This window comes from Aliidongia sp. (assembly GCF_035943795.1).
Taxonomy (GTDB): Bacteria; Pseudomonadota; Alphaproteobacteria; order ATCC43930; family CGMCC-115725; genus Aliidongia.
Map to the genome: position 1 here is coordinate 24,978 of NZ_DASZBY010000002.1, position 19,235 is coordinate 44,212.

The 19,235-nt window shown below is 67.5% G+C and carries 22 protein-coding genes and 1 tRNA gene; 12 read left to right on the forward strand and 11 right to left on the reverse strand.

Translation table 11 applies throughout. The annotated features are described in order from the left end of the window. Positions 1 to 4 precede the first annotated feature (4 nt). On the forward strand, positions 5 to 445 hold the full coding sequence (locus tag VGV37_RS00210; protein ID WP_326877567.1) for a DUF1465 family protein: 441 nt from the start codon (positions 5 to 7) through the stop codon (positions 443 to 445). A gap of 72 nt (positions 446 to 517) precedes the next feature. Here VGV37_RS00210 and rpmE read toward each other — a convergent pair whose 3' ends face one another. Further along, on the reverse strand, positions 518 to 745 hold the full coding sequence (rpmE, locus tag VGV37_RS00215; RefSeq protein WP_326877568.1) for a 50S ribosomal protein L31: 228 nt from the start codon (positions 743 to 745) through the stop codon (positions 518 to 520). Positions 746 to 946: 201 nt separating this feature from the next. On the opposite strand from rpmE, the gene VGV37_RS00220 reads away from it, so the two are divergent. Together VGV37_RS00220 and VGV37_RS00225 are read left to right on the forward strand one after the other, a co-directional pair. Next, positions 947 to 2,743 carry an ABC transporter transmembrane domain-containing protein gene (locus VGV37_RS00220; RefSeq protein WP_326877569.1) on the forward strand — a complete coding sequence of 599 codons (1,797 nt, stop codon included), beginning with the start codon at positions 947 to 949 and terminating at the stop codon, positions 2,741 to 2,743. A 154-nt stretch (positions 2,744 to 2,897) separates the two neighbouring features. Further along, complete coding sequence (locus VGV37_RS00225; protein ID WP_326877570.1) at positions 2,898 to 3,530, forward strand: LysE family translocator; 633 nt, start codon at positions 2,898 to 2,900, stop codon at positions 3,528 to 3,530. A gap of 10 nt (positions 3,531 to 3,540) precedes the next feature. Here VGV37_RS00225 and VGV37_RS00230 read toward each other — a convergent pair whose 3' ends face one another. Together VGV37_RS00230 and VGV37_RS00235 are read right to left on the reverse strand one after the other, a co-directional pair. Then, positions 3,541 to 5,073, reverse strand: a complete 1,533-nt coding sequence (locus VGV37_RS00230; RefSeq protein WP_326877571.1) for an FAD-dependent monooxygenase — start codon at positions 5,071 to 5,073, stop codon at positions 3,541 to 3,543. Positions 5,074 to 5,118: 45 nt separating this feature from the next. Next, entirely contained in the window at positions 5,119 to 5,757 is a 639-nt protein-coding gene (locus tag VGV37_RS00235; protein ID WP_326877572.1) for a TetR/AcrR family transcriptional regulator, read from the reverse strand. Positions 5,758 to 5,999: 242 nt separating this feature from the next. On the opposite strand from VGV37_RS00235, the gene VGV37_RS00240 reads away from it, so the two are divergent. Continuing rightward, positions 6,000 to 8,579, forward strand: a complete 2,580-nt coding sequence (locus VGV37_RS00240; RefSeq protein WP_326877573.1) for an ATP-binding protein — start codon at positions 6,000 to 6,002, stop codon at positions 8,577 to 8,579. Positions 8,580 to 8,654: 75 nt separating this feature from the next. On the opposite strand, the gene VGV37_RS00245 is transcribed toward VGV37_RS00240, so the two are convergent. Next, positions 8,655 to 9,713, reverse strand: coding sequence for a saccharopine dehydrogenase family protein (locus VGV37_RS00245; protein WP_326877574.1), 1,059 nt, complete (start codon positions 9,711 to 9,713; stop codon positions 8,655 to 8,657). Between the two features lie 120 nt (positions 9,714 to 9,833). Between VGV37_RS00245 and VGV37_RS00250 the strand changes: the two genes are divergently transcribed. Continuing rightward, the gene (locus tag VGV37_RS00250; RefSeq protein ID WP_326877575.1) at positions 9,834 to 10,448 is read left to right on the forward strand and encodes a TetR/AcrR family transcriptional regulator; all 615 of its coding nucleotides are present in this window, start codon (positions 9,834 to 9,836) and stop codon (positions 10,446 to 10,448) included. Between the two features lie 4 nt (positions 10,449 to 10,452). Here VGV37_RS00250 and VGV37_RS00255 read toward each other — a convergent pair. Continuing rightward, positions 10,453 to 10,537 (reverse strand) — tRNA-Leu (locus tag VGV37_RS00255). 94 nt (positions 10,538 to 10,631) lie between these two features. Next, complete coding sequence (locus VGV37_RS00260) at positions 10,632 to 11,606, reverse strand: LysR substrate-binding domain-containing protein (RefSeq protein WP_326877576.1); 975 nt, start codon at positions 11,604 to 11,606, stop codon at positions 10,632 to 10,634. Between the two features lie 126 nt (positions 11,607 to 11,732). Here VGV37_RS00260 and VGV37_RS00265 point away from each other — a divergent pair, with 126 nt between their 5' ends. Next, positions 11,733 to 12,404, forward strand: a complete 672-nt coding sequence (locus VGV37_RS00265; RefSeq protein WP_326877577.1) for an FMN-dependent NADH-azoreductase — start codon at positions 11,733 to 11,735, stop codon at positions 12,402 to 12,404. Positions 12,405 to 12,408: 4 nt separating this feature from the next. Here the strand turns inward: VGV37_RS00265 and VGV37_RS00270 are convergent, their stop codons facing one another. After that, positions 12,409 to 12,750 (reverse strand): multidrug efflux SMR transporter, encoded by a 342-nt coding sequence (locus VGV37_RS00270; protein ID WP_326877578.1) that lies wholly within the window; start codon positions 12,748 to 12,750, stop codon positions 12,409 to 12,411. Continuing rightward, a complete protein-coding gene (locus tag VGV37_RS00275; RefSeq protein WP_326877579.1) occupies positions 12,747 to 13,430 on the reverse strand; it encodes a glutathione S-transferase family protein in 684 nt (227 codons plus the stop codon). The genes VGV37_RS00270 and VGV37_RS00275 overlap by 4 nt, the downstream gene beginning before the upstream one ends. Before the next feature lie 117 nt (positions 13,431 to 13,547). Here VGV37_RS00275 and VGV37_RS00280 point away from each other — a divergent pair, with 117 nt between their 5' ends. The 6 genes from VGV37_RS00280 (at position 13,548) to VGV37_RS00305 (ending at position 17,109) form a co-directional block, all read left to right on the forward strand. Further along, on the forward strand, positions 13,548 to 14,453 hold the full coding sequence (locus VGV37_RS00280; protein WP_326877580.1) for a LysR family transcriptional regulator: 906 nt from the start codon (positions 13,548 to 13,550) through the stop codon (positions 14,451 to 14,453). A gap of 104 nt (positions 14,454 to 14,557) precedes the next feature. Continuing rightward, a complete protein-coding gene (locus VGV37_RS00285) occupies positions 14,558 to 15,148 on the forward strand; it encodes a YqaA family protein (RefSeq protein WP_326877581.1) in 591 nt (196 codons plus the stop codon). Positions 15,149 to 15,163: 15 nt separating this feature from the next. Continuing rightward, positions 15,164 to 15,661 carry a disulfide bond formation protein B gene (locus VGV37_RS00290; RefSeq protein WP_326877582.1) on the forward strand — a complete coding sequence of 166 codons (498 nt, stop codon included), beginning with the start codon at positions 15,164 to 15,166 and terminating at the stop codon, positions 15,659 to 15,661. Beyond that, the gene (locus VGV37_RS00295; RefSeq protein ID WP_326877583.1) at positions 15,658 to 16,215 is read left to right on the forward strand and encodes a demethoxyubiquinone hydroxylase family protein; all 558 of its coding nucleotides are present in this window, start codon (positions 15,658 to 15,660) and stop codon (positions 16,213 to 16,215) included. The genes VGV37_RS00290 and VGV37_RS00295 overlap by 4 nt, the downstream gene beginning before the upstream one ends. A 4-nt stretch (positions 16,216 to 16,219) precedes the next feature. After that, a complete protein-coding gene (locus VGV37_RS00300; protein ID WP_326877584.1) occupies positions 16,220 to 16,825 on the forward strand; it encodes a glutathione S-transferase family protein in 606 nt (201 codons plus the stop codon). 113 nt (positions 16,826 to 16,938) lie between these two features. Continuing rightward, positions 16,939 to 17,109 carry a hypothetical protein gene (locus tag VGV37_RS00305; protein WP_326877585.1) on the forward strand — a complete coding sequence of 57 codons (171 nt, stop codon included), beginning with the start codon at positions 16,939 to 16,941 and terminating at the stop codon, positions 17,107 to 17,109. 15 nt (positions 17,110 to 17,124) lie between these two features. Here VGV37_RS00305 and VGV37_RS00310 read toward each other — a convergent pair whose 3' ends face one another. The 3 genes from VGV37_RS00310 to VGV37_RS00320 form a co-directional block, all read right to left on the reverse strand. Further along, complete coding sequence (locus VGV37_RS00310) at positions 17,125 to 17,952, reverse strand: hypothetical protein (RefSeq protein ID WP_326877586.1); 828 nt, start codon at positions 17,950 to 17,952, stop codon at positions 17,125 to 17,127. Positions 17,953 to 18,004: 52 nt separating this feature from the next. Then, the gene (locus VGV37_RS00315; RefSeq protein WP_326877587.1) at positions 18,005 to 18,904 is read right to left on the reverse strand and encodes a LysR family transcriptional regulator; all 900 of its coding nucleotides are present in this window, start codon (positions 18,902 to 18,904) and stop codon (positions 18,005 to 18,007) included. Between the two features lie 88 nt (positions 18,905 to 18,992). Next, positions 18,993 to 19,235, reverse strand: a 243-nt coding sequence (locus tag VGV37_RS00320) for a PEP-CTERM sorting domain-containing protein (RefSeq protein WP_326877588.1), incomplete at its 5' end; no start/stop codon positions are given.

Consider the following 19,235-nt stretch of genomic DNA (forward strand, 5'->3'; position numbering starts at 1 on the left):
CACCATGCTGAACACGGCATCGGTTACCACGGCCTTTTTCGGCCGGACCTACGACGAGGCCATGGGCCTGCTGATCGAGGCGCGCAACTACGTCGCGGTGAACGAGTTGCGGGCGCTGCCGATCCTGACGCCATCCGATCGGCTGATGTTGTGCTGCGAGACCATGCGCCTGACGACGCGACTGACCCATGTCATGGCTTGGCTGCTGGCCCAGCGGGCGGTCCATGCCGGCGAGATCACCCTCGCCGACAGCGCGGAGGAGCCTTATGCGCTGGGCGGCGCCAAGACCTGCCTGACCGTGATCGACGAGGTCGACCGGCTGGGCGATCAATGGCTGAACACGCTGCTCGATCGGTCGCACCGGCTCTATGTCCGGGTCTCGCGCCTCGACGAGATGGTGAAGCGCGAGGCGCTGCCCCAGGACGATACGGCGGGATCCGCCTGATGCGTTCGAGGGCGCAGAAATGCAAACGCGCCGGCAAGCCGGCGCGTCAGCCTTCCAGACGGCGGAAGCCGCTCAGTACTTGATGCCGAACCCACCGAAGCGCTTGTTGAAGCGCGCGAGCTGACCGCCCTGGTCGTTCAGGCGCTGCTGGCCGCCGGTCCAGGCCGGATGGGTCTTCGGATCGATGTCGAGACGCAGCGTGTCACCCGGCTTACCGTAGGTGGAACGCGTCTGATAGCTTTCGCCGTCGGTCATCACGACGGTGATCTCATGGTAGTCGGGATGAATGTCGGTCTTCATGGCATGGCTCCGCGATAAGCCGCGTCTTATAGCGGCGGCCCCGCTGCGTTGCAACTCGAATGAGGGCCGGATTGATGCCTGAGCCCGGCGCCGAATGCAAGTCCCACCCTCGTTGCGCGAAAGGCTTGCCTTGCGCGCGCCGCCGGTCGGCGCCATCTAGCTGTCCAAATCCCCCATCCGCAGAGAGACTTGGAACAGCACATGGCGACCAATCCGGCTGGCGGCAGCTCCGTTCGCGCCAAGGGACAGTTGAAGGCCCTGGCGCCGCTCTGGGGCTTCATGCGGCCCTATGGCGGGCGTTTGGCGCTGGCGGCGCTCTGTCTGCTGCTGGCCGCGGCATCGGTCTTGATATTGGGCCAGGGCGTGCGTCATCTGGTCGACTGGGGTTTCAACGACGCCAGCGGCCGGCGCCTCGACCAGGCGGCGATCGGCATGGCGCTGATCGTGGTCGTGCTGGCCGGCGCCACCGCCGGTCGCTTCTACCTGGTGTCCTGGCTGGGCGAGCGGGTCTCGGCCGACATCCGGCGCGCCGTGTTCGATCGCGTGCTGAGCCTGTCGCCGGCCTTCTTCGAGACGACCCGGACCGGCGAGATCCTGACCCGGCTGACCTCGGACACGACGCTGATCCAGACCGTGGTCGGCAGCAGCATTTCGCAGTGGCTGCGCAATGCGCTGATGTTCGTGGGCGCGCTCGCCATGCTGGTGGCATCCAGTCCCAAGCTCGCCAGCGTCGTGCTGCTGCTGGTGCCCTGCGTGCTGGTGCCGATCATCCTGTTCGGCCGGCGCGAAAAGCGCCTGTCGCGCGCGGCGCAGGACCGGATCGCCGACGTTGGCGCCTATGCCGAAGAGACGATCAACGCCATCCGCACCGTGCAGGCCTTCACCCATGAGGCGGTCGACCGCCAACGCTTCGCCGATCACGTCGGCGCCGCGCTCGGATCCGCCGAGAAGCGCATCGCGACGCGGGCGCGCCTGCTGCTGCTGGTCATAGCACTTGCGTTCGGCGCCATCACGGCCGTGCTGTGGATCGGCGGCCACGAGGTCCTGGCCGGCAGTATGACCCCGGGCGACCTCACCGCCTTCGTGCTCTATGCCGTGCTGGTCGCCAGTGCCGGCGCCAGCCTCAGCGAGCTGTGGGGCGACGTGCAGCGTGCCGCCGGGGCGGCCGAGCGGTTGATGGAACTGATCCAGGAAGTGCCCGGGATCGCGGCGCCCCCGGTGCCTGTACCGCTGCCGACCCCGCCACGCGGCGAGGTCTCGTTCCGCGACGTCACGTTCCATTACCCCGCCCGCCCGGACCGGTCCGCCCTCGACGGCCTGAGCTTCGACGTCGCGCCGGGCGAGACCGTGGCGCTGGTCGGCCCTTCCGGTGCCGGCAAGACGACTTTGTTCCAGCTGCTGCTGCGGTCCTACGATCCGGCCCAAGGTGCCGTGTTCATCGATGGCGTCGATCTCAAATCAGCCGATCCAACCGAGGTCCGGCGTCGTATCGGCGTGGTCGCCCAGGAACCGGTCGTGTTCGGCGCCGACGCTTGGGAGAACATCCGATATGGCCGGCCAGAGGCGTCGGACGCGGAGGTGCGCGCCGCCGCCGACGCGGCGCTGGCCAGCGAATTCCTCGACAAGCTGCCCAATGGTTTCGATACGTTCCTGGGCGAAAAGGGCGTCCGCCTGTCGGGTGGCCAGCGCCAGCGCCTGGCCATCGCGCGCGCCATCCTGCGCGATCCGGCGATCCTGCTGCTGGACGAGGCGACCAGCGCGCTCGACGCCGAGTCCGAGCGCACGGTGCAACTGGCGCTCGAACGCCTGTCCAAGGGCCGCACGACGCTGGTCATCGCGCATCGCCTGGCGACGGTGCTGTCGGCCGACCGCATCGTCGTCATCGACCAGGGCAAGGTCGTCGCCACCGGCACCCATGACAGCCTGGTCCGCGAACACGGCCTGTACGCCCGACTGGCGGCCCTGCAATTCGGCGAACCGACGATCGCTGCGCAGTAGGAAGTGATCGGCCTGGTCATCGAGATGCCGAGATCGCGTGGGCGGCGAGGACTTCGCTTGCACTCTCGAAAGCATCGAGGTCCCTTTCAGGGAATTGCCCGGAGGGCCGGTACCGGGCTAGCCTCGTCGCCGCTCGAATTCCGAAGGGACCGCCATGACGATCGCCCACCCCTTGCTGTCTTTCGTCCTGGCGGCGGGTCTGATGACCATCACGCCCGGCCTCGACACGGCGATCGTGCTGCGGACCGCCACCACCGAGGGCGCGGCGCGCGCAGTGCAGGTGGCATTCGGCGTCGTGATGGGTTGCCTGATCTGGGGCGGTGCGGTGGCACTGGGCCTGGGCGCGCTGATCGCCCAGTCAGAGGTGGCGTTCACGGTGCTGAAATGGCTGGGCGTCGGCTATCTGGCCTGGATGGGACTGCAACTGATCCTGCATCCGCGAACCGGTTTTTCGACGGCCGCCACCAGCGGGTCGCGCCTGGACGGCGGCCGCTCGAACTGGTTCTGGAAGGGGATGGCGCAGAACCTGCTGAACCCGAAGGTCGGTGTATTCTACGTCTCGTTCCTGCCGCAGTTCGTGCCACCCGACGTGTCCGTGGCACCCTATACCTTCCTACTGGCGGCGATCCATGGCGCCCTCGGGCTCGCGTGGTTCGCGGCATTGCTCGTCGCCACGCGGCCCCTGGTCCGGGTGCTGCAGCGGCCCAGCGTCATCAGGATGCTGGACCGGCTGACCGGCATCGTCTTCATCGGTTTCGGGGTCAAGCTCGCGCTGTCCCGACGCTGAACCCCGACGGCTAGGCCGCCGATCCGATCCGCAGCATGCGCTCGGCGACATAGCGTTCCAAGGCCGGGACCGATCCCGACGGATCGGCCAGGGCAACGTAACTGTCCGGCCGCAGCAGATAGAGCGCGTCGCGGGCAATGCCGGCCGCGTCATGTTCCGGCCGCCATTCGAACCGGTGCAGCGGCAGGTCGTGGGCAGCACACCAGGCGGCCAGGTCAGGCGCCGGCGTACCGTAGACATGGACTTGCCAGTTCATGGCGGTCAGCGGGTCGAAATTGTCCCGCCCGTCGACCGAGACCCAGGGCAGGCGATCGCCGCCATGGACATGCCCGGCCGTTCCGATGCTGAGCGGCCCCCCGCGATAGTTGAGCGTGATCTGAGCCACGGTCCGGAATAGATATTCGCGTGCGGCGTCCAACCCGATGACGGCGGGGATCAGCAGCGGCGCCACACGGGTGCGCAGGATATCGGAAATCCGGCCCTCGGCCGTGGCGAAGCTGAACACCCGATCGGTCGTCGCGACGAGGCGGCGGGCGAAGCCGATCCTTTCGGCCTCGTAGCTGTCGAGCAGATCGTCCTGCGCCCGCCCGCCGAGGACCGCTGCGAGCTTCCAGGCCAGGTTGATCGCGTCGCCGATGCCGGTGTTCATGCCCTGGCCGCCGGCCGGGCTGTGGATATGCGCGGCGTCGCCCAGCAGGAATGCCCGCCCCCGGCGGAACCGCTCGGTCACCCGGTGGTGCACGTGGTAGGTCGAGAACCAGTTCACCCGACGGACGTCGATCTTCAGGTGCTTGATCGCCCGGTCGCTGACGTCCTCGAACTTCAGCGTCTCCGGATGGTCCGCCCGGTCGTCGCGCACGGTGCCGATCAGGCGGGCGCGCCCGGTGCCGGCAAGGGGGAACAGCGCCAGGAAATCGGCCTCGTCCAGATCGAGGTGGAATTCGCCGTCAAGCGCCGGGCCGGCCGCCTCGACGTCGGCGACATAGAACAGTTGCCGATAGGTGCCCCCCGGAAAACCGGCGCCGATCGTCTCGCGGACCCGGGAGCGCGCGCCGTCGCAGCCGGCGACATAGGTCGCCGTGCATGCCTGCTCGGCGCCATCCGGACCGCGCAGCCGGGCCGTGACCGACCCGTCCGCGTCGTCGAAGCCCAGAAGTTCGGTCCGCCGCTCCACCATGACGCCCAGGGCCTCGAGCCGCTCGATCAACAGGCGTTCATGCTGGTCCTGGGGAAAGATCAGCAGGAAGGAATAGGGCGTCAGGTCCGCGCCGACATGCTCGAACGGCATGCGCGCCGCCCGGGCGCCGCGGACCCATAGATTGACCGCCGGGGTCTTGTGCCCCCGCGCCACGACCTCGTCGGAGAGATCGAGCTGGCGATAGAGTTCCAGGGTCCGGGCCTGCACGGCCAGGGCTCGGGACGTCGTGCCCGGTTCCGCCGTCTTGTCGATGATGCGGACCTTGACGCCGAGCTTCGTCAGCCACAAGGCCAGCACCAGTCCCGTGGGACCGGCGCCGACGATCAGAACATCGCTGCGAGTCATCTTACGCTCCATCCATGCGTTGGCTGCGCCGGGCCCGTTCCCGACCTATGGTGCCGCCTTCGGGTTCGCCATGCCGTGCAGAACGACGCTGGCGTGCTGCTGCGCCAGGGTCGGCAGATCCGGAAGATCGGTCCCGACGGCGCCGAAGGTTTCGCGGAACAGCATCGCCATCACGACCGGCCCGGCGAGCGAGAAGGCGTAGAGGCGCGGATCGCCCGCCCCCACCTCGCCCCGCCCCTGGGCACGCGCCACGAAGCCGGCCAGCATGCCGATGGCGGGGCCGACGACATCGTCGTGCCAGATCTGCGCGAGGTCGGGGAAATTGCGCGATTCCCCGATCACCGTCTTGACCACCGCCGGCAACCGGCCCGTCCCGATCATCCGGGCCATCCGATCGAGGATCATCGGAACCAGGCGGACAAAGGGGCCGTCGAAGGCTTCCGCGGCGGCCCGGACGGCCTCGAGATTGGGCGCCACCGCCGTGCGCACCACCGCGCGGAAGATTTCTTCCTTGGTCTCGAAATAAAGATACAGCGCGCCTTTCGACAGGCCGGCGCGCCGCGCGATCTCGTCCAGCTTCGCCCCTGCGAAGCCATTGTCCGCAAACACATCCAGCGCCGCGTCGATGATCTCGCCCGACCGCGCCGTCTTGCGCCGGCGCCATTTCGGGGGATCATCCACCATCGCGAGCGCCTTAATAACTATCCAGTCAGTTATTAATGCGCCGGCGATGATGCCGGGTCAAGCCTCGATTTCCAATTGGCCGGACGAAACTGCGCCGCTCGACAAACACAGCAAGGGCGGTCGCCTTTGATCTAATTTGATAGCCATATGATTGGGAGCCCGGCCATATTCCGCGGGTCTCCGCCGTTTGCAGGGCGATTTCAAGACCTTGGACAACCGAGAACGATGGGGCTTGGGTTTCCATGATCGATTCTGACAGCGTGTTGATTTTCGGCGACTTTCGCCTGTTTCCGGGCCGGCGACAGCTGTTCGACGAAACGGGGCCCGTCCGGATCGGCAGCCATGCCTTCGATCTCCTGCTCGCCTTGCTCGAACGGCGCGACCAGATCGTGGAAAAGGAGACGCTGAAGCGCCTCGTCTGGGCAGACACGCTGCTGGTCGAGGACCATAACCTGGCCGTGGCGCTGTCGACTCTGCGCCGGACGCTCGGCGATTCCAGCCTGTCGCCGCGCTACATCGCGACGGTCTCGGGGCGCGGCTACCGGTTCATCGCGCCGGTCGATATGCAAACGCCCCACCGGCAAGCACCCGCCACGCCTACCGTCAGCCACAATCTGCAGGCCCCCTTGACCCGCCTGATCGGGCGCGCGGCCGACATGGCCGAGACGGTACGGAAATTGTCCGAGGGACGGATCGTCACCCTGGTCGGCGAAGGCGGCGTCGGCAAGACCCGCGTGGCACTGGCCGTAGCGGAGCGGTTCGTGCAGCAACGGAGCGACGGGGTCTGGTTCGTGGAACTGGCGCCGATCCGCGATCCGGCACTGGTCGCCACCGCGATCGGCGCTGCGATCGGCCTGCCGACGGCCTCCCAATCCGACGCGCTGTTCAATCACCTGGCGGATCTTCACGCGATGCTCGTGCTCGATAATTGCGAGCATCTGCTGGCCGCGACCGCGGCCTTGGCAGAGGAGATCCTGGCCCGCTGTCCGCAGATCCGGATCCTGGCGACGAGCCGGGAGCCATTGCAGATCGAGGGCGAACGACGCCATCGGCTGGCCGGCCTGCCGGTTCCGTCGCGCACGGCCCCCCAAAGCACGGCCGACATCCTGGGTTGCGCCGCCGTGGAACTGCTGCTGGACCGGATGCCGGAAACGCTCGACGCGTTCCAGCCTGATGAGACCACGACCAGGGCGCTTGCGGAAATCTGCCAGCGCCTCGACGGCATTCCGCTGGCGATCGAACTGGCTGCGGCCCGCGTGCCCGGGCTGGGCGTGGCAGAACTCGCGAGCAGGCTCGACCAGCGCTTCCGAATCCTGACCCAGGGGCGGCGCACCGCGCCGTCGCGCCAGCAGACGCTGCTCGCGACCATGGAATGGAGCCACGACCTGCTCTCGCCGGCCGAGCAGGTCGTCCTGCGCCGCCTGTCGGTCTTCGCCGGCGGCTATACGCTCGCGGCAGCGGAGGCCATCGTTCCGGGCGGCAGCCTGTCCGGGGCCGCCGTGGCGAACCTGATGGCGAGCCTGGTCGATAAATCGCTGATCATGTCGCACGCGAGCGAGGGCCATGCGCGATACGAACTGCTCGAAACCGTCCGCGTCTTCGCCGCCGATAAGCTCGATCATGCCCGTGAGACCGCGCAACTCGCCCGCGCCCACGCGCATTATTATCGCGGCCTGTTCCACGACAAATACGGTCGCCGCCCGGCACCGATCGACGACGCCTGGCTGCGGACCCACAAGCGGGAAATCGAGAATGTCCGCGTGGCCCTCGACTGGGCCTTCGGTCCGGCCGGCGATCCGGAAGTCGGCATCGGCCTGGCAAGCACGACGTCGCGGCTATGGATCTGGCTCGGCCTCGAAAGCGAGGCGACCGGCCGGCTCATGAAGGCACTCGATTTCGCCGGTCCGTCCGTGCCGGTCGCCGAGAGCGCCAGGCTTCATCGAGCCGCAGCCGCCTTCGTGCGAAACGCCGGCAATGTCGCGCTGGCGCGCCGGCTGATCGAGGTGGCGATCGCGCATTACCGCGAAGCGGACGACCGCCTGTGGCTGGGTCATGCCTTGATCACCAAGGCCGAAATTCTGGCCTTCCACGGCACCGCGACCGAGGCCGAAGCGATCGCCCGGGAAGGCCTGGCACTGATCGACGAGGACGAGCCGTTCCTCTGCGGTCTGGGCCTGATGGTCCTCGCCCATATCGCGTTCGCCGATCGGCGCCCGGCGGAAGCCAAGGCCGCCATGGACAAGGCGCTACTGTTCTATCGGCGAGCGGACTGCGGATCGGACGAGGCCGTGGCACTCACCAACCTGTCCGACTGCCTGCTGTCGGTCGGCCGCCTCGACGACGCCGTGACCTGTGCCAGGGCCGCGGTCGAACGTTTCCGACAACTGAACGACAAGGGCTACATCGGCCTTGCGATGGTGAACCTGACGGCCGGCCTCGCCGCGAAGGGTGAACTGGACGCGGCGTTGGCGACGGCAACCGAAGCGATGCCGATGGTGCGCAACTCGCCCTGGCTGCGTCACCTGCTGGACCATCTGGCACTGTTGCACTGCCTCGGCGGAGCGGAGCAGATCGCGGCCGGGCTCGCCGGCGTCGCGGACCGCCTGTGCGCCCCGCAAGGCGGCGTCAGGGAAGGCACCGAAGCGCGATCCTATGGGCGGTTGATGGGCATGCTTTCGCGGCGCCACTCGCCGGAAACGGTGCGGGAACTGATGCTGGAGGGAGCCGGCTGGAGCCGGGACCAGGCAATCGATGCCGCACTCTCCGGCGAATTGCCCGGCCGACCGCGCGAACCAGCCGTACCGGTCGCCCTGACGGTCTGAAACCTCCGCCGTCGTTCCCACGAAGGCGAGAGCGACGGGGCGGGAGCTACGGCGACGGACCGCGCGGGAGCCCGGTCACGCGTGACCGGGCCCGACGTCGAGCAGGGGCCCGGCGGCCTCGGCGAACTGGACCTGCACCACGTCCGGGCCGAGCGCTTCCAGGAAGTCGCGCGGATCGAATATTTCGGCGAGCGACCGCACCCCCGCCATGCCCGAAGCCTTTCCGGCAAGGAGCCGTTGGGCGGCTTCGACGATGATCGGCGCGCTGACCGCATAGATATCGCGCCCCGTAGCGGTCGCCCGACGATGGCGGGCATCGCTGCGCACCAGTACATCCATGGCGAATTGCTGCGACGACCGGCCGCTGTCGTCGCTCGGCACGGGCTGCGGTGTCTTCGGATCGTCGAGGTCGTGTAAGGGAGCCCGGTTGATCCAGGACAGGATTGTTTCTGCCCGAATATGATTGGCGAGGGTGATCGTCTCGCTGAATGGCTGCATGACCATTTCCTGGCGCCCGAACGGCGCCGGAAAGGTCCAGTTGCCCTGCAATGCCGGCACTTCGACCGGGACCAGCCGGCCGTTCCGCTGAACGAGCCGGCGGGCGACGTTGCGGGCACCGGTCACCCGCGTTCCTTCGGTCGGATGCCAGCTGTCCAGCGCCACCGCCACGGCGATCTCATCGACCCGCTCGAAGGATGCGGCTGCCGCGCTGGCCAGCAAATCCGCCAGCCCGCCATAGAAGGCGGCCGCGGGCAACAGCACGATCCCTGCCCTGCGGGCCGCATCGTCCCGTTCCGCGATGATGGTCTGCACCGTCACCTGCTCGGCAGTCACATCCAGGTAGGGAATTCCGGCGCGCAACGCGGCGTCGATGACGGGAAGTGCGGTATCGAGGAATGGCCCAGCGCAATTGATGACGGCATCGGCGCCGGCCAGCGCGCCATCCAGCGACGCCGCGTCGTCGACCCGCGCGAGCCTCGCGAGATCGTTGCTGCCCCCGGCAGCGCTTGCGAGCTTGCCGGCGTCGCGACCGACCAGGATCGCCCGCAACCCGCGCCGTCTCAGTTCGTTGACGACGAAGCGTCCGGTATGGCCGGTGGCCCCGAATACGGCGATCGTCTTGTTCTGCATCATGATTTTCCCCCAGAAAGAACGCTACAGACCTGTCTGTAGCTATTCATGATACAGATCTGTAGCGTCGTCAACGGCTTTAGTGCTAAAATCGGGAGGAAATGTGATCGCCAGGAAATCCCGATGCCGAAACAGCAGTCTGCCGGAGCGACCGATACCGTGACCGACGTGCGTGCCCGGATCCTGGCGACGGCGAGCGCGCTGTTCTATCGGGAAGGCACACGGGCCGTGGGCGTCGACCTGATCGTGGCGCGCTCGGGCGTCGCCAAAACGAGCCTTTATCGGCATTTCAAGACGAAGGACGACCTGATCGAAGCCTTCCTGCTGGAGGAGGACCAGTCGTTCTGGCAGCAGTGGGACATGGTGGCCGCGGCCCATGTCGGCGCGCCGGACCAGGAACTCGATGCCCAACTCCAATGGCTGGGCGACCGCGTCGCCCGTGTCGGCTACCGCGGCTGCCCGCAGATCAACATCGCAGCCGAATATTCGGACGAGAGCCATCCGGCGCGCAAGGTCGCCGTGGCCCATAAGGCGGAGCTGCGGCGGCGGCTGACCGTGCTCGCCACGGCCATGAACCTGGCCCAACCCACCCGCTTTGCGTTGCAACTGGCGATCATCATCGACGGCGCGCTCAGCAGCGGCCGTGCGCTTCATGCGGAAGGACCAGCGCCGTTCCTGCAGCAGACCGCCCGCACGCTGGCGACGGCGGCACGATCCGCGGCATCCGCTAAAACTTGAGAGATGGTGCGGGCGGTCGGAATCGAACCGACACTCCTCTCGGAACCGGATTTTGAGTCCGGCGCGTCTACCAGTTCCACCACGCCCGCATCCGAGGCGACCGATCGTTCTCGTCCCGATGGGCGGAACGCGGCCACGGCCACGGCTTCGTCTTTACCGCCCCTTGGCCGGCGCTGTCAAAAGCTACCTGCTGTCGGGGAGCAGGCTTATAGCCGACCCGCCCCCGGTTTGGCGATGGGCTTTTTCGCCGGAGCTGGCGGAAGCCGCCACATGCCCGAGGCAGTCTTCCTGGATCCAGCGCCGGAGCGCGACCACGTCGGCGCAGGCCATGTTCCCGGGTGTCGCCACGAAATGATATCCGTCGCCCTGGAGCAGCGGCCCGAACGGTTGCACGAGCACGCCGCTCGCCAGCGCGTCGCGCAGCAGCAGCGGGCTCGCAATCACCGCGCCCTGGCCGGCGATGGCGGCCTGGATCGCGTGGCTCTCGTCGGTGAAGCGCGGGCCGGCGGCGACGTCCAGCCAATCGGCACCGGCCTCGCGCGCCCAGCGCCGCCAATCCGGCGTCCGCTCGGTCTGACGATGCCATTCGGCATGGAGCAGTGTCACCCGGCGCAGGTCCGCCGGTACGACAAGACCGAGCGTCGGGCTGCACAGCACGCCGAACCGCTCGTCGCCGAGAGGATGGGCAACGAGACCGGGAAACGGTCCCGTGCCATAGCGGACGGCGGCATCGGCCACGTCACCCTGAAGATCCACCGCCGCCTCCGACGCGTGCAGCCGGATCTCGAAATCGGGATAGCGCGCCCGGAATATCCCGAGTGACGGGATCAACAAGCGCTCAGTGAACAGCGGCGTCGCCGTCAAGGTGACCGCCACACGCCGGACCTGCGGATAGAGCCCGTCGATCGCCCGGGCGAAGCCAGCGAACCCATCGCGCAGGGGCGGGAACAGGGCGCGCCCCGCGGCCGTGAGGGAAACCCGGCGGATATGGCGGTCGAACAGCGTCAGGCCCAGGTCCGTCTCCAGGATCCGAATCTGGTGGCTGATCGCCGTCGGCGTGACGGCCAGCTCGGCAGCGGCCTTTCGAAAACTGAGATGTCGGGCCGCCGCCTCGAAGGCGCGCAGCGCCGCGAGTGGCGGAAGCCGACGCTGCTTCATGGATGAGGACATCTTATCTGTCGGATGAGAAATGCGAGTTTGTCCATCGCTGGTTCAGTCAATAGATCTCACGAGCCGGCATTCATGCATGAGCTGATCTTTCTCATCATACCAGGACAAGTCCCCATGGCTACGCTTCTGCACATCGACGCCAGTGCCCGCGCCGGACGTTCCGGCATCGATCGGCATGGTTCGCACACCCGGCGGCTCTCCGCCCGTTTCGTGGATCGCTGGCGCCTTGTCCGCCCGGACGACACGGTGCTGTATCGCGACGTCGGCCGATCGCCGCCCCGGCCGGTGACCGAGGACTGGATCACCGCCGCCTTCACGCCGCCGGACCGGCGCCAGCCGTGGATGCACGAGGCCCTGGCCGAAAGCGACGAACTGGTTGCGGAGGTCACGGCGGCGGACATCCTGGTGATCGGTGCCCCCATGTATAATTTCGGCATGCCGGCACCGCTCAAGGCCTGGATCGACAACATCGTCCGCGTCGGCGTCACCTTCGGCTTCGACCGCCGCCGCGAGGGCGTGCCCTATTGGCCGATGCTGGCGCCGGGCAAGCGCCTGGTCATCCTGGGGTCGCGCGGCGACCATGGCTACGACCCGGGCGGCCGGATCGCCCATCTGAACCTGGTCGAGACGGGCCTGTCCGTCCCGTTCGCCTATATCGGCCTGACCCGGGTCGACGCGATTGCTACGGAATACGACGAGTTCGCCGACGAGCGTCTCGCCGCGTCCCTCAATGCGGCCGAAACCGCGATCGACCGGCTGGCCGATCGCATCGGGGTCGACGGCTGAGCCGTCATCCGGGCGCGAGCTTCAGAACCACGATTCCGGCCAGCACGAGGGCGATGCCGCCGAGCCGCGCGGGGTCGAGCGCTTCGCCGAACAGCGTCGCGCCCATCAGCACGGTTCCGCACGCGCCGATGCCGGTCCAGACCGCATAGGCCGTACCGATCGGCAGTGCCTGCATCGCGCGTCCCAGCAGGAAGACGAAGGCACCCAGCAGCGCCAGCGACGTCAAGGTCCAGGCGGGACGGGTATAGCCCTCGGCATATTTCAGCGTGATCGCCCACGCGACGTCGAGCAGGCCCGCAGCGATCAGCGCGACCCAGGCGAGGGTGGGAGACAGCGGCGCACTCATCGGGCCGCCCTGAGAAGATAGGCGTCGTGGCGGGCGAGAAAGCCATGAAGGCGTTCGACATAGTCCACTGCGACGGCCGCGCCGACGCTGGGCCGCCGCGCCAGCGCCGCCCGCCAGTCCCGGACCTTCGGCACCGCGGCGAAGACGCCGGTGTCGGCGAGCAGGTCGAACAGATCGAAATAGCGGAAGACCGGCGCGAACGCCGCGTCGACCAGTCCGAATCGTTCGCCCGCGAAATACGGGCCGTCGCCCAAGGCCGCCTCGACCCGGGCGAATTTCGTAGCGATCGCCTGGCGCTTGCCGTCGAACACGGCCGCATCCGGAGTCGTCTCCAGGCCCCAGACGTCGCCCAGGATCGCCGAGGCGAATTCCATCCAGGCCCGATGCTGCGCCCGGGCCAGCGGATCGGCCGGGTGCAGCTTCGGACCGGGCTGCGTCTCCTCCAGGTATTCGCAGATGACGTTGCTTTCGAACAGCACCGCCTCCGACCCATCCGGCCGACCTACCCGCAACAACGGCACCTTGCCCAGCGGCGAGAGGGCCGCGAACCAGTCCGGCCGGACCGAGAGGTCGATCGTGACACGGGCGAAACCGACGCCCTTCTCCAGCAACGCGATTGCCGCCCGCTGCACGTAGGGGCAGAGGTCGTGGCTGACCAACGTCAATGCGGTCGTTTCCATGGCAGTATCTCCTGATCGTCAGGATCTGAGATGGGATGTGCCACCGCGCAACGCTTCTTGGCATTTTGCCAACCATGCTTGCATGATTGCAAATCATCGACGCGCTGCGAGGCCGGCATGGCGGATTGGAACGACCCCCGACTGGTGTTGGCACTGCAGCGCGCCGCCGGCCTGACCGGCGCGGCCAAGGCGCTGGGCATCGATCATTCGACCGCGTTCCGGCGCTTGAACGCGCTGGAGGCGAAGCTGGGCGTCCGACTGTTCGAGCGCTTGCCGGGCGGCACGTACCGGACGACCGAGGCCGGCGCGCGCATGGCGGCCGCGGCCGAGCGGATGGAAGGCGAGATGCTTGCGCTCGATCGCGAAATCGCTGGTCGAGACCATCTGCTGTCCGGCCGCCTGCGCATCACCTCGTCCGAAACGATCGCCTTTCGCGTACTGACCCGGTACCTGGCGGCGTTCCGCGCGGCCCATCCCGGCATCGTGCTCGAACTGACGGTCGACAATCGCATCCTCAGCCTGTCGCGGCGCGAGGCCGACATTGCGCTGCGCCCGACGCGCCCGAAGGAGGACGATCTGTGGGGCCGCAAGCTGGCCGACGTCGCCTGGTCGATCTATGGCACCAGAGCCTGTTTTGACGCCGCCGACGGACCGCCCGGATCGCCCGAAGACCTCGCCCGCCACGCCGTGATCGGCTGGGACGAGGCCAGCGCCGGCATCATGGCGGCGGATTGGCTGGATCGCGTGATGCCCGCGACGGCGTTCGTCTATCGGACCGGCAGTCTGGTCAACCAGTTCCTGGCCGCCAAGGCCGGCATCGGCCTGGCGCTTCTGCCCTGCTACCTGGCCGACGGCGATCCGGACCTGGTCCGGGCCGTGCCGGATCCGATCCCGGCGCTGGCCGGCGAGTTGTGGATCGTGACCCACGCCGACCTGAAAGGAACCGCCCGGGTCCGCGCATTCTTCGATCTGGTCGGCGACGGCCTCGCCCGGGAGTACGGCCTGTTCGCCGGCCGCGGCTGATTTGGGCGACGATGTCGCGCGGCTGGCGGTTGCGTCCGATACCGCGAGCCTGTTAGATGCCGCGACCGTCGCTCGAGGACGGCGGTGATCGCACAAGGACACGCATGCTTCGACGTCTCTACGACTGGCTCCTGCTCCAGGCGGGCAAGAAGAACGCAACCTGGGTCATGGCTGCCATCGCCTTCGCCGAAAGCTCGTTCTTTCCGCTGCCGCCCGACGTGCTGATGATCCCGATGATCATCGCCAACCGGCGGCGCGCCTTCTGGTATGCCACGGTCGCGACGGCCTCGTCGGTCGTCGGTGCCTATTTGGGATATGCCATCGGCTATTACCTGTTCGCGACCGTCGGCGAGCGCATCCTCGAGCTTTATGGCGCCATGCAGACGTTCGACGCGCTGCGCGAGAAATTCGTCCAGTACGGCGTCGAGATCATCGTGCTGAAGGGCATGACCCCGATCCCGTTCAAGCTGGTGACGATCGCGAGCGGCCTCGCGCGGTTCGACCTCGGCCTGTTCACGCTTGCCTGCCTGGTCTCGCGCAGCATCCGGTTCTATCTGCTGGCCCTGATCCTGTTCTTCATCGGCGAGCAGGCGCGCACCTTCATCGAAAAGCGCCTGATGCTGGTCACGACCGTTTCGGCCGTGATGCTCGTCGGTGGCGTAGTGCTGGTCAGGTTCGTTCATTTCGGCAGCTGAGAAAGCATCGGCCCCATGCGCGTCCCGCCCTTGAACGTCATCGTGCTGGCGACCTCGATCGCCGTCCTCGCCGGCGCCTGGTTCTTCCAGCTCGTCGTCGGCCTGGTCGCGTGCGAGCTGTGCCTGGCCGAGCGCTGGCCCTGGTATGCGGCCATCGTGCTGTCCGGCGCGTTCCTGGGCTTGAAGCGTCCGGAAATCGACCGCTACGCGCCGGTGCTGTTCGGCCTCTTGTTCCTGGCCGCTGCCGGCCTCGCCGCCTATCATGTCGGTGTCGAGCAGCATTGGATTGCCGGCCCTGACGCCTGCACCGTCGGCGGCAGCCACCACGCCAAGACGATCGAGGAATTGACCGCCGAAATCATGGCGGCGCCCACCGTGCGATGCGATGATATCCAATGGAGCCTGGTCGGCATCTCGCTTGCCGGCTGGGACGCGATCCTGTCGCTGGCGATGGTCGCCGCGGCCTGGGATGCGCGCCGCCGCCGGCGCCGGGCCGAAGGATATGCCGCATGACCGCCAAGCCCTCGTTGAAGCGTTATCTGCCCGGCGACCCGATCCCGGCCGACCAGGTGAAACGGATGGTCCGGGTCGACCATGCCGGCGAACATGGTGCCGCACGGATCTACGAGGGGCAGTTGGCGATCCTCGGCAAGCGGCCGGTCGGCGAGACGATCCGGCACATGGCGGCCCAGGAGCGCGAGCATCGTGCCGAATTCGACCGGATGCTGGTCGAACGCCGGGTGCGTCCGACCCTGCTGGGCCCGTTCTGGGACATGGCTGGCTATGCACTGGGTGCGGCGACCGCGCTGATGGGCGAAAAGGCCGCCATGGCCTGCACCGTCGCGGTCGAGGAAGTGATCGACGAGCACTACCAGGACCAGGTCGAGGCGCTGGGCGATGCCGAGCCCGAGTTGAAGGCGGTGATCGAGAAATTCCAGGCCGACGAACGCGAGCATCGCGACACCGGCCTCGCCCATGGCGCGGAAGCGGCGCCGGGCTACGAGGCGCTGTCGGCCGTGATCAAGGCCGGCTCGCGCCTGGCGATCTGGATGGCGACACGGATCTGATGCGATGACGGAACTCGTGCTCTACGGCAACCGGGAATCCGGCCACGCCTATAAGGTGAAGCTGTTCCTGTCGCTGGCCGGGCTGGCCCATCGTTATGTCGCGGTCGACCTGATGACGCCGCGCGCCCAACGGCCGGAGGATTTCCGTGCCGTCGCCAAGTTCGGCGAGGTGCCGGTGCTGCTGATCGACGGCCGGCCGCACGTGCAGTCGGATGCGATCTTGCTGCACCTATCGCGGATGATCGGCAAATTCGACGGCGGCGGCGATCCGGCTGTGCTGGAATGGCATTTCTGGGTGGCGAACCGGATCAATCTCGCGGTGCCGAACCTGCGCTTCTACCGGCATTTCCCGACGGGGGGCTCGGCGGGCGCCATCGACTGGCTGAACGCCCGCGCGCGGTTCGATCTCGACCGGATGAACCAGGAACTGTCGGAGAGACCGTTCCTGGCCGGCGATACGGTGACGACCGCCGACATCTCCGCCTGCGGCTATCTGTTCTGGCTCGACCAGGCCGGCCTCGATATTGCCGACTGGCCGGCCGTGGGCACATGGCTCGACCGCATCCGCGCACTCCCGGGCTGGGCGGCACCGTACGATCTGCAGGGATAGCACCATCTGCTGGGCGTAGGGCAGCCCTGCCCCAAACGGTTAGCATCTTGTCTTGCCGAAATTCCGCCACATTTCTAATGAGCAGGAAATGAGATCAAGGTGGGAGACCCGCCATGACGTGGCTAGAAATCGGCTTGGGTTGGATCGTGCTTTCCATCGGCTTGCCGGTACTCTACGGCTGGCGCCATGCGCAGATGAAAGACTATCGGCAGAAGCTGGCGACTGCCCGGTCGCGCTTTCATCGTTTCCACTTCGGCCATCCTTTGCCGCCGACGGGGCATTGAACTCCGGATCTTCGGCTATTCGCCCGTTTCGGGCTCCCGACAGACCAGTTTGAAGCCGGAGAGAACGCCGAGCGGCCGGCGCATCAGGCGCCCGTTGCGGATATCGATCGTCCAATAGGCCGCGGTGTTCGGATGGCCGTCCCGTCGCACGCCGAAACCATGATCGTCGCCCTCGCCGCCAAGCGTGCATTGCAGGAACGACATTCCCGCGTCGGCGTCCGGCAGCGCCACCACGTCCGCCACCCGGCACGTATTGGGATCGTTGCCGGCGAGTAGCAGGAAGGCGAAGCGCGTGCCGTCGGTTTCGAACGGGGCGACGATGGCGCCCGGCGTCACGACCGGCAGGTAACCCTTGATCCGGGTGAAATCGGGAAAGGGCGTCGCGGGCGCCCGGCCGCAGGGTTTTCCGATCCAGGCCCGCGCGATCTCGAGCGATGCCGACGGTGTCGGAAAGGGCCGGGTTTCGTCATAGGCGGCCGGGCTCGCCGCCTTCAGGCCCTGGTCGAGCACCGCCCTGTCGCGCGACGCGTAGGCCGTTTCCAGACAGGCCGCATCGGGGCAGCGGTTCCTGATCGTCCTCAACCAGCGATCTTCGTCTGCCGCGAGCGCCTTTTGATCCGTGCCGCCCTGGTGGAGCGTGGCCGCGTAATCGATGGCGAGCTTGCGATCCCAGGCCGCCAACTCCGGCGTGGCGCAGATCAGCCTGTTCACGTCGGACGTGACCCGGGCGCAATCGAAGCTCGGACCGTCCCCCTTGGCATCATCCTGGGCATGCGCCGTTGCAAATGGCAGGACGGCCGCGACCATTGCAATCAGACTGAGCGGGCTGCCGAACCGATCCATCCAGCGCCGCCAACCAGATGCCGCGCGATCCTTACGGCGGTACGGCATCACGTCAGTGCACCGTCTGCAGAATGAAGTCGATGAAGGCCCGCACCTTCGCCGGCGGCAGGTGCCGCGACGGGTGCAGCGCATAGAGCGGAAATCGTTCGCCCGGCCAATCGGGAAACAGTTCGACCAGCCGACCCTGGTCGATCAGGTCTTGCATGCCGAGCGCCATCACCTGGGCGACCCCGGTGCCGGCGACGCATTCGCCGAGCATGGTGCCGACATCGCTCAGCAACAGGCGTCCCGTCGTCTTCACGGCCAGCATCTTGCCCGTCTTGTGGAATTCCCAAGGAAAGGCCCGGTCGGTCGCCGGGTTGCGGAACTGGATGCAGGCGTGGCCGGTGAGGTCGTTCGGATGCTTCGGGCGGCCATGCCGTTCGAGATAGGCCGGCGACGCCACCGTGAGGATTCTGGTCTCGATCAGCTTGCGCGCAGCCGGCGAGGATGCCAGCGGCTCGCCGAAACGCATGGCGACGTCGATGCCGTCGGCCACCAGGTCGCCGGCTCGTTCCCGCGTCGTCAACTCCAGGGAAAGCGCCGGATGGCGCTCGAGAAATCGGCCGAAATGCCCGGCCAGGACCAGCCGCGAGAAATATGGGTCGAGATCCACGCGCAAGCGACCGCGCACGGTGCCGGACGCACCCGACGCGGCGATCGCCGCGTCCTCGATGCCCACGAGCAGCGGGCCGACCTGCTCGTAGAATCGCCGCCCCTCGTCGGTCAAGGTAACGGACCTGGTCGTGCGATCGAGCAACCGCACGCCGACCCGTGCTTCCAGCCGGGCGACCGCGCGGCTGATGCCGGACGCCGTGATACCCAATGCCTCGGCCGCCCGCACGAAGCTGCCGCCCTCGACGATTGCCGCCAAGACGCCGACTCCGGCCAGCAGCCGTCCATCGAACGCCATCGCCACCCCATGATTTTCAGTCAGCAATGATGCGATGGAGGCGCACCCGAGTCAAAGGCGGCCTGATCCGCCCCCCCCCCGGATCGGATCAGGTCGACCGGCGCCGCAGCGCCAGCAGACCCAGCAGGCCGGTGCCGAAGGCGAGCGCCGTCACCGGTTCCGGCACCGTCGCGGCATCGACGTAAGTGTAGGTCAGGACGCCGTGTCCGCTGAACGACGTCAGGTCCGACCCCGAGCCGGGCAAGCCGTCGCCGGTCACGAAGCCGTAGCCGGCCAGCAGCTGCGACCCCGAAACCGCCGTGATAAAGGCGCCGATGTCGCTAAAATCGAA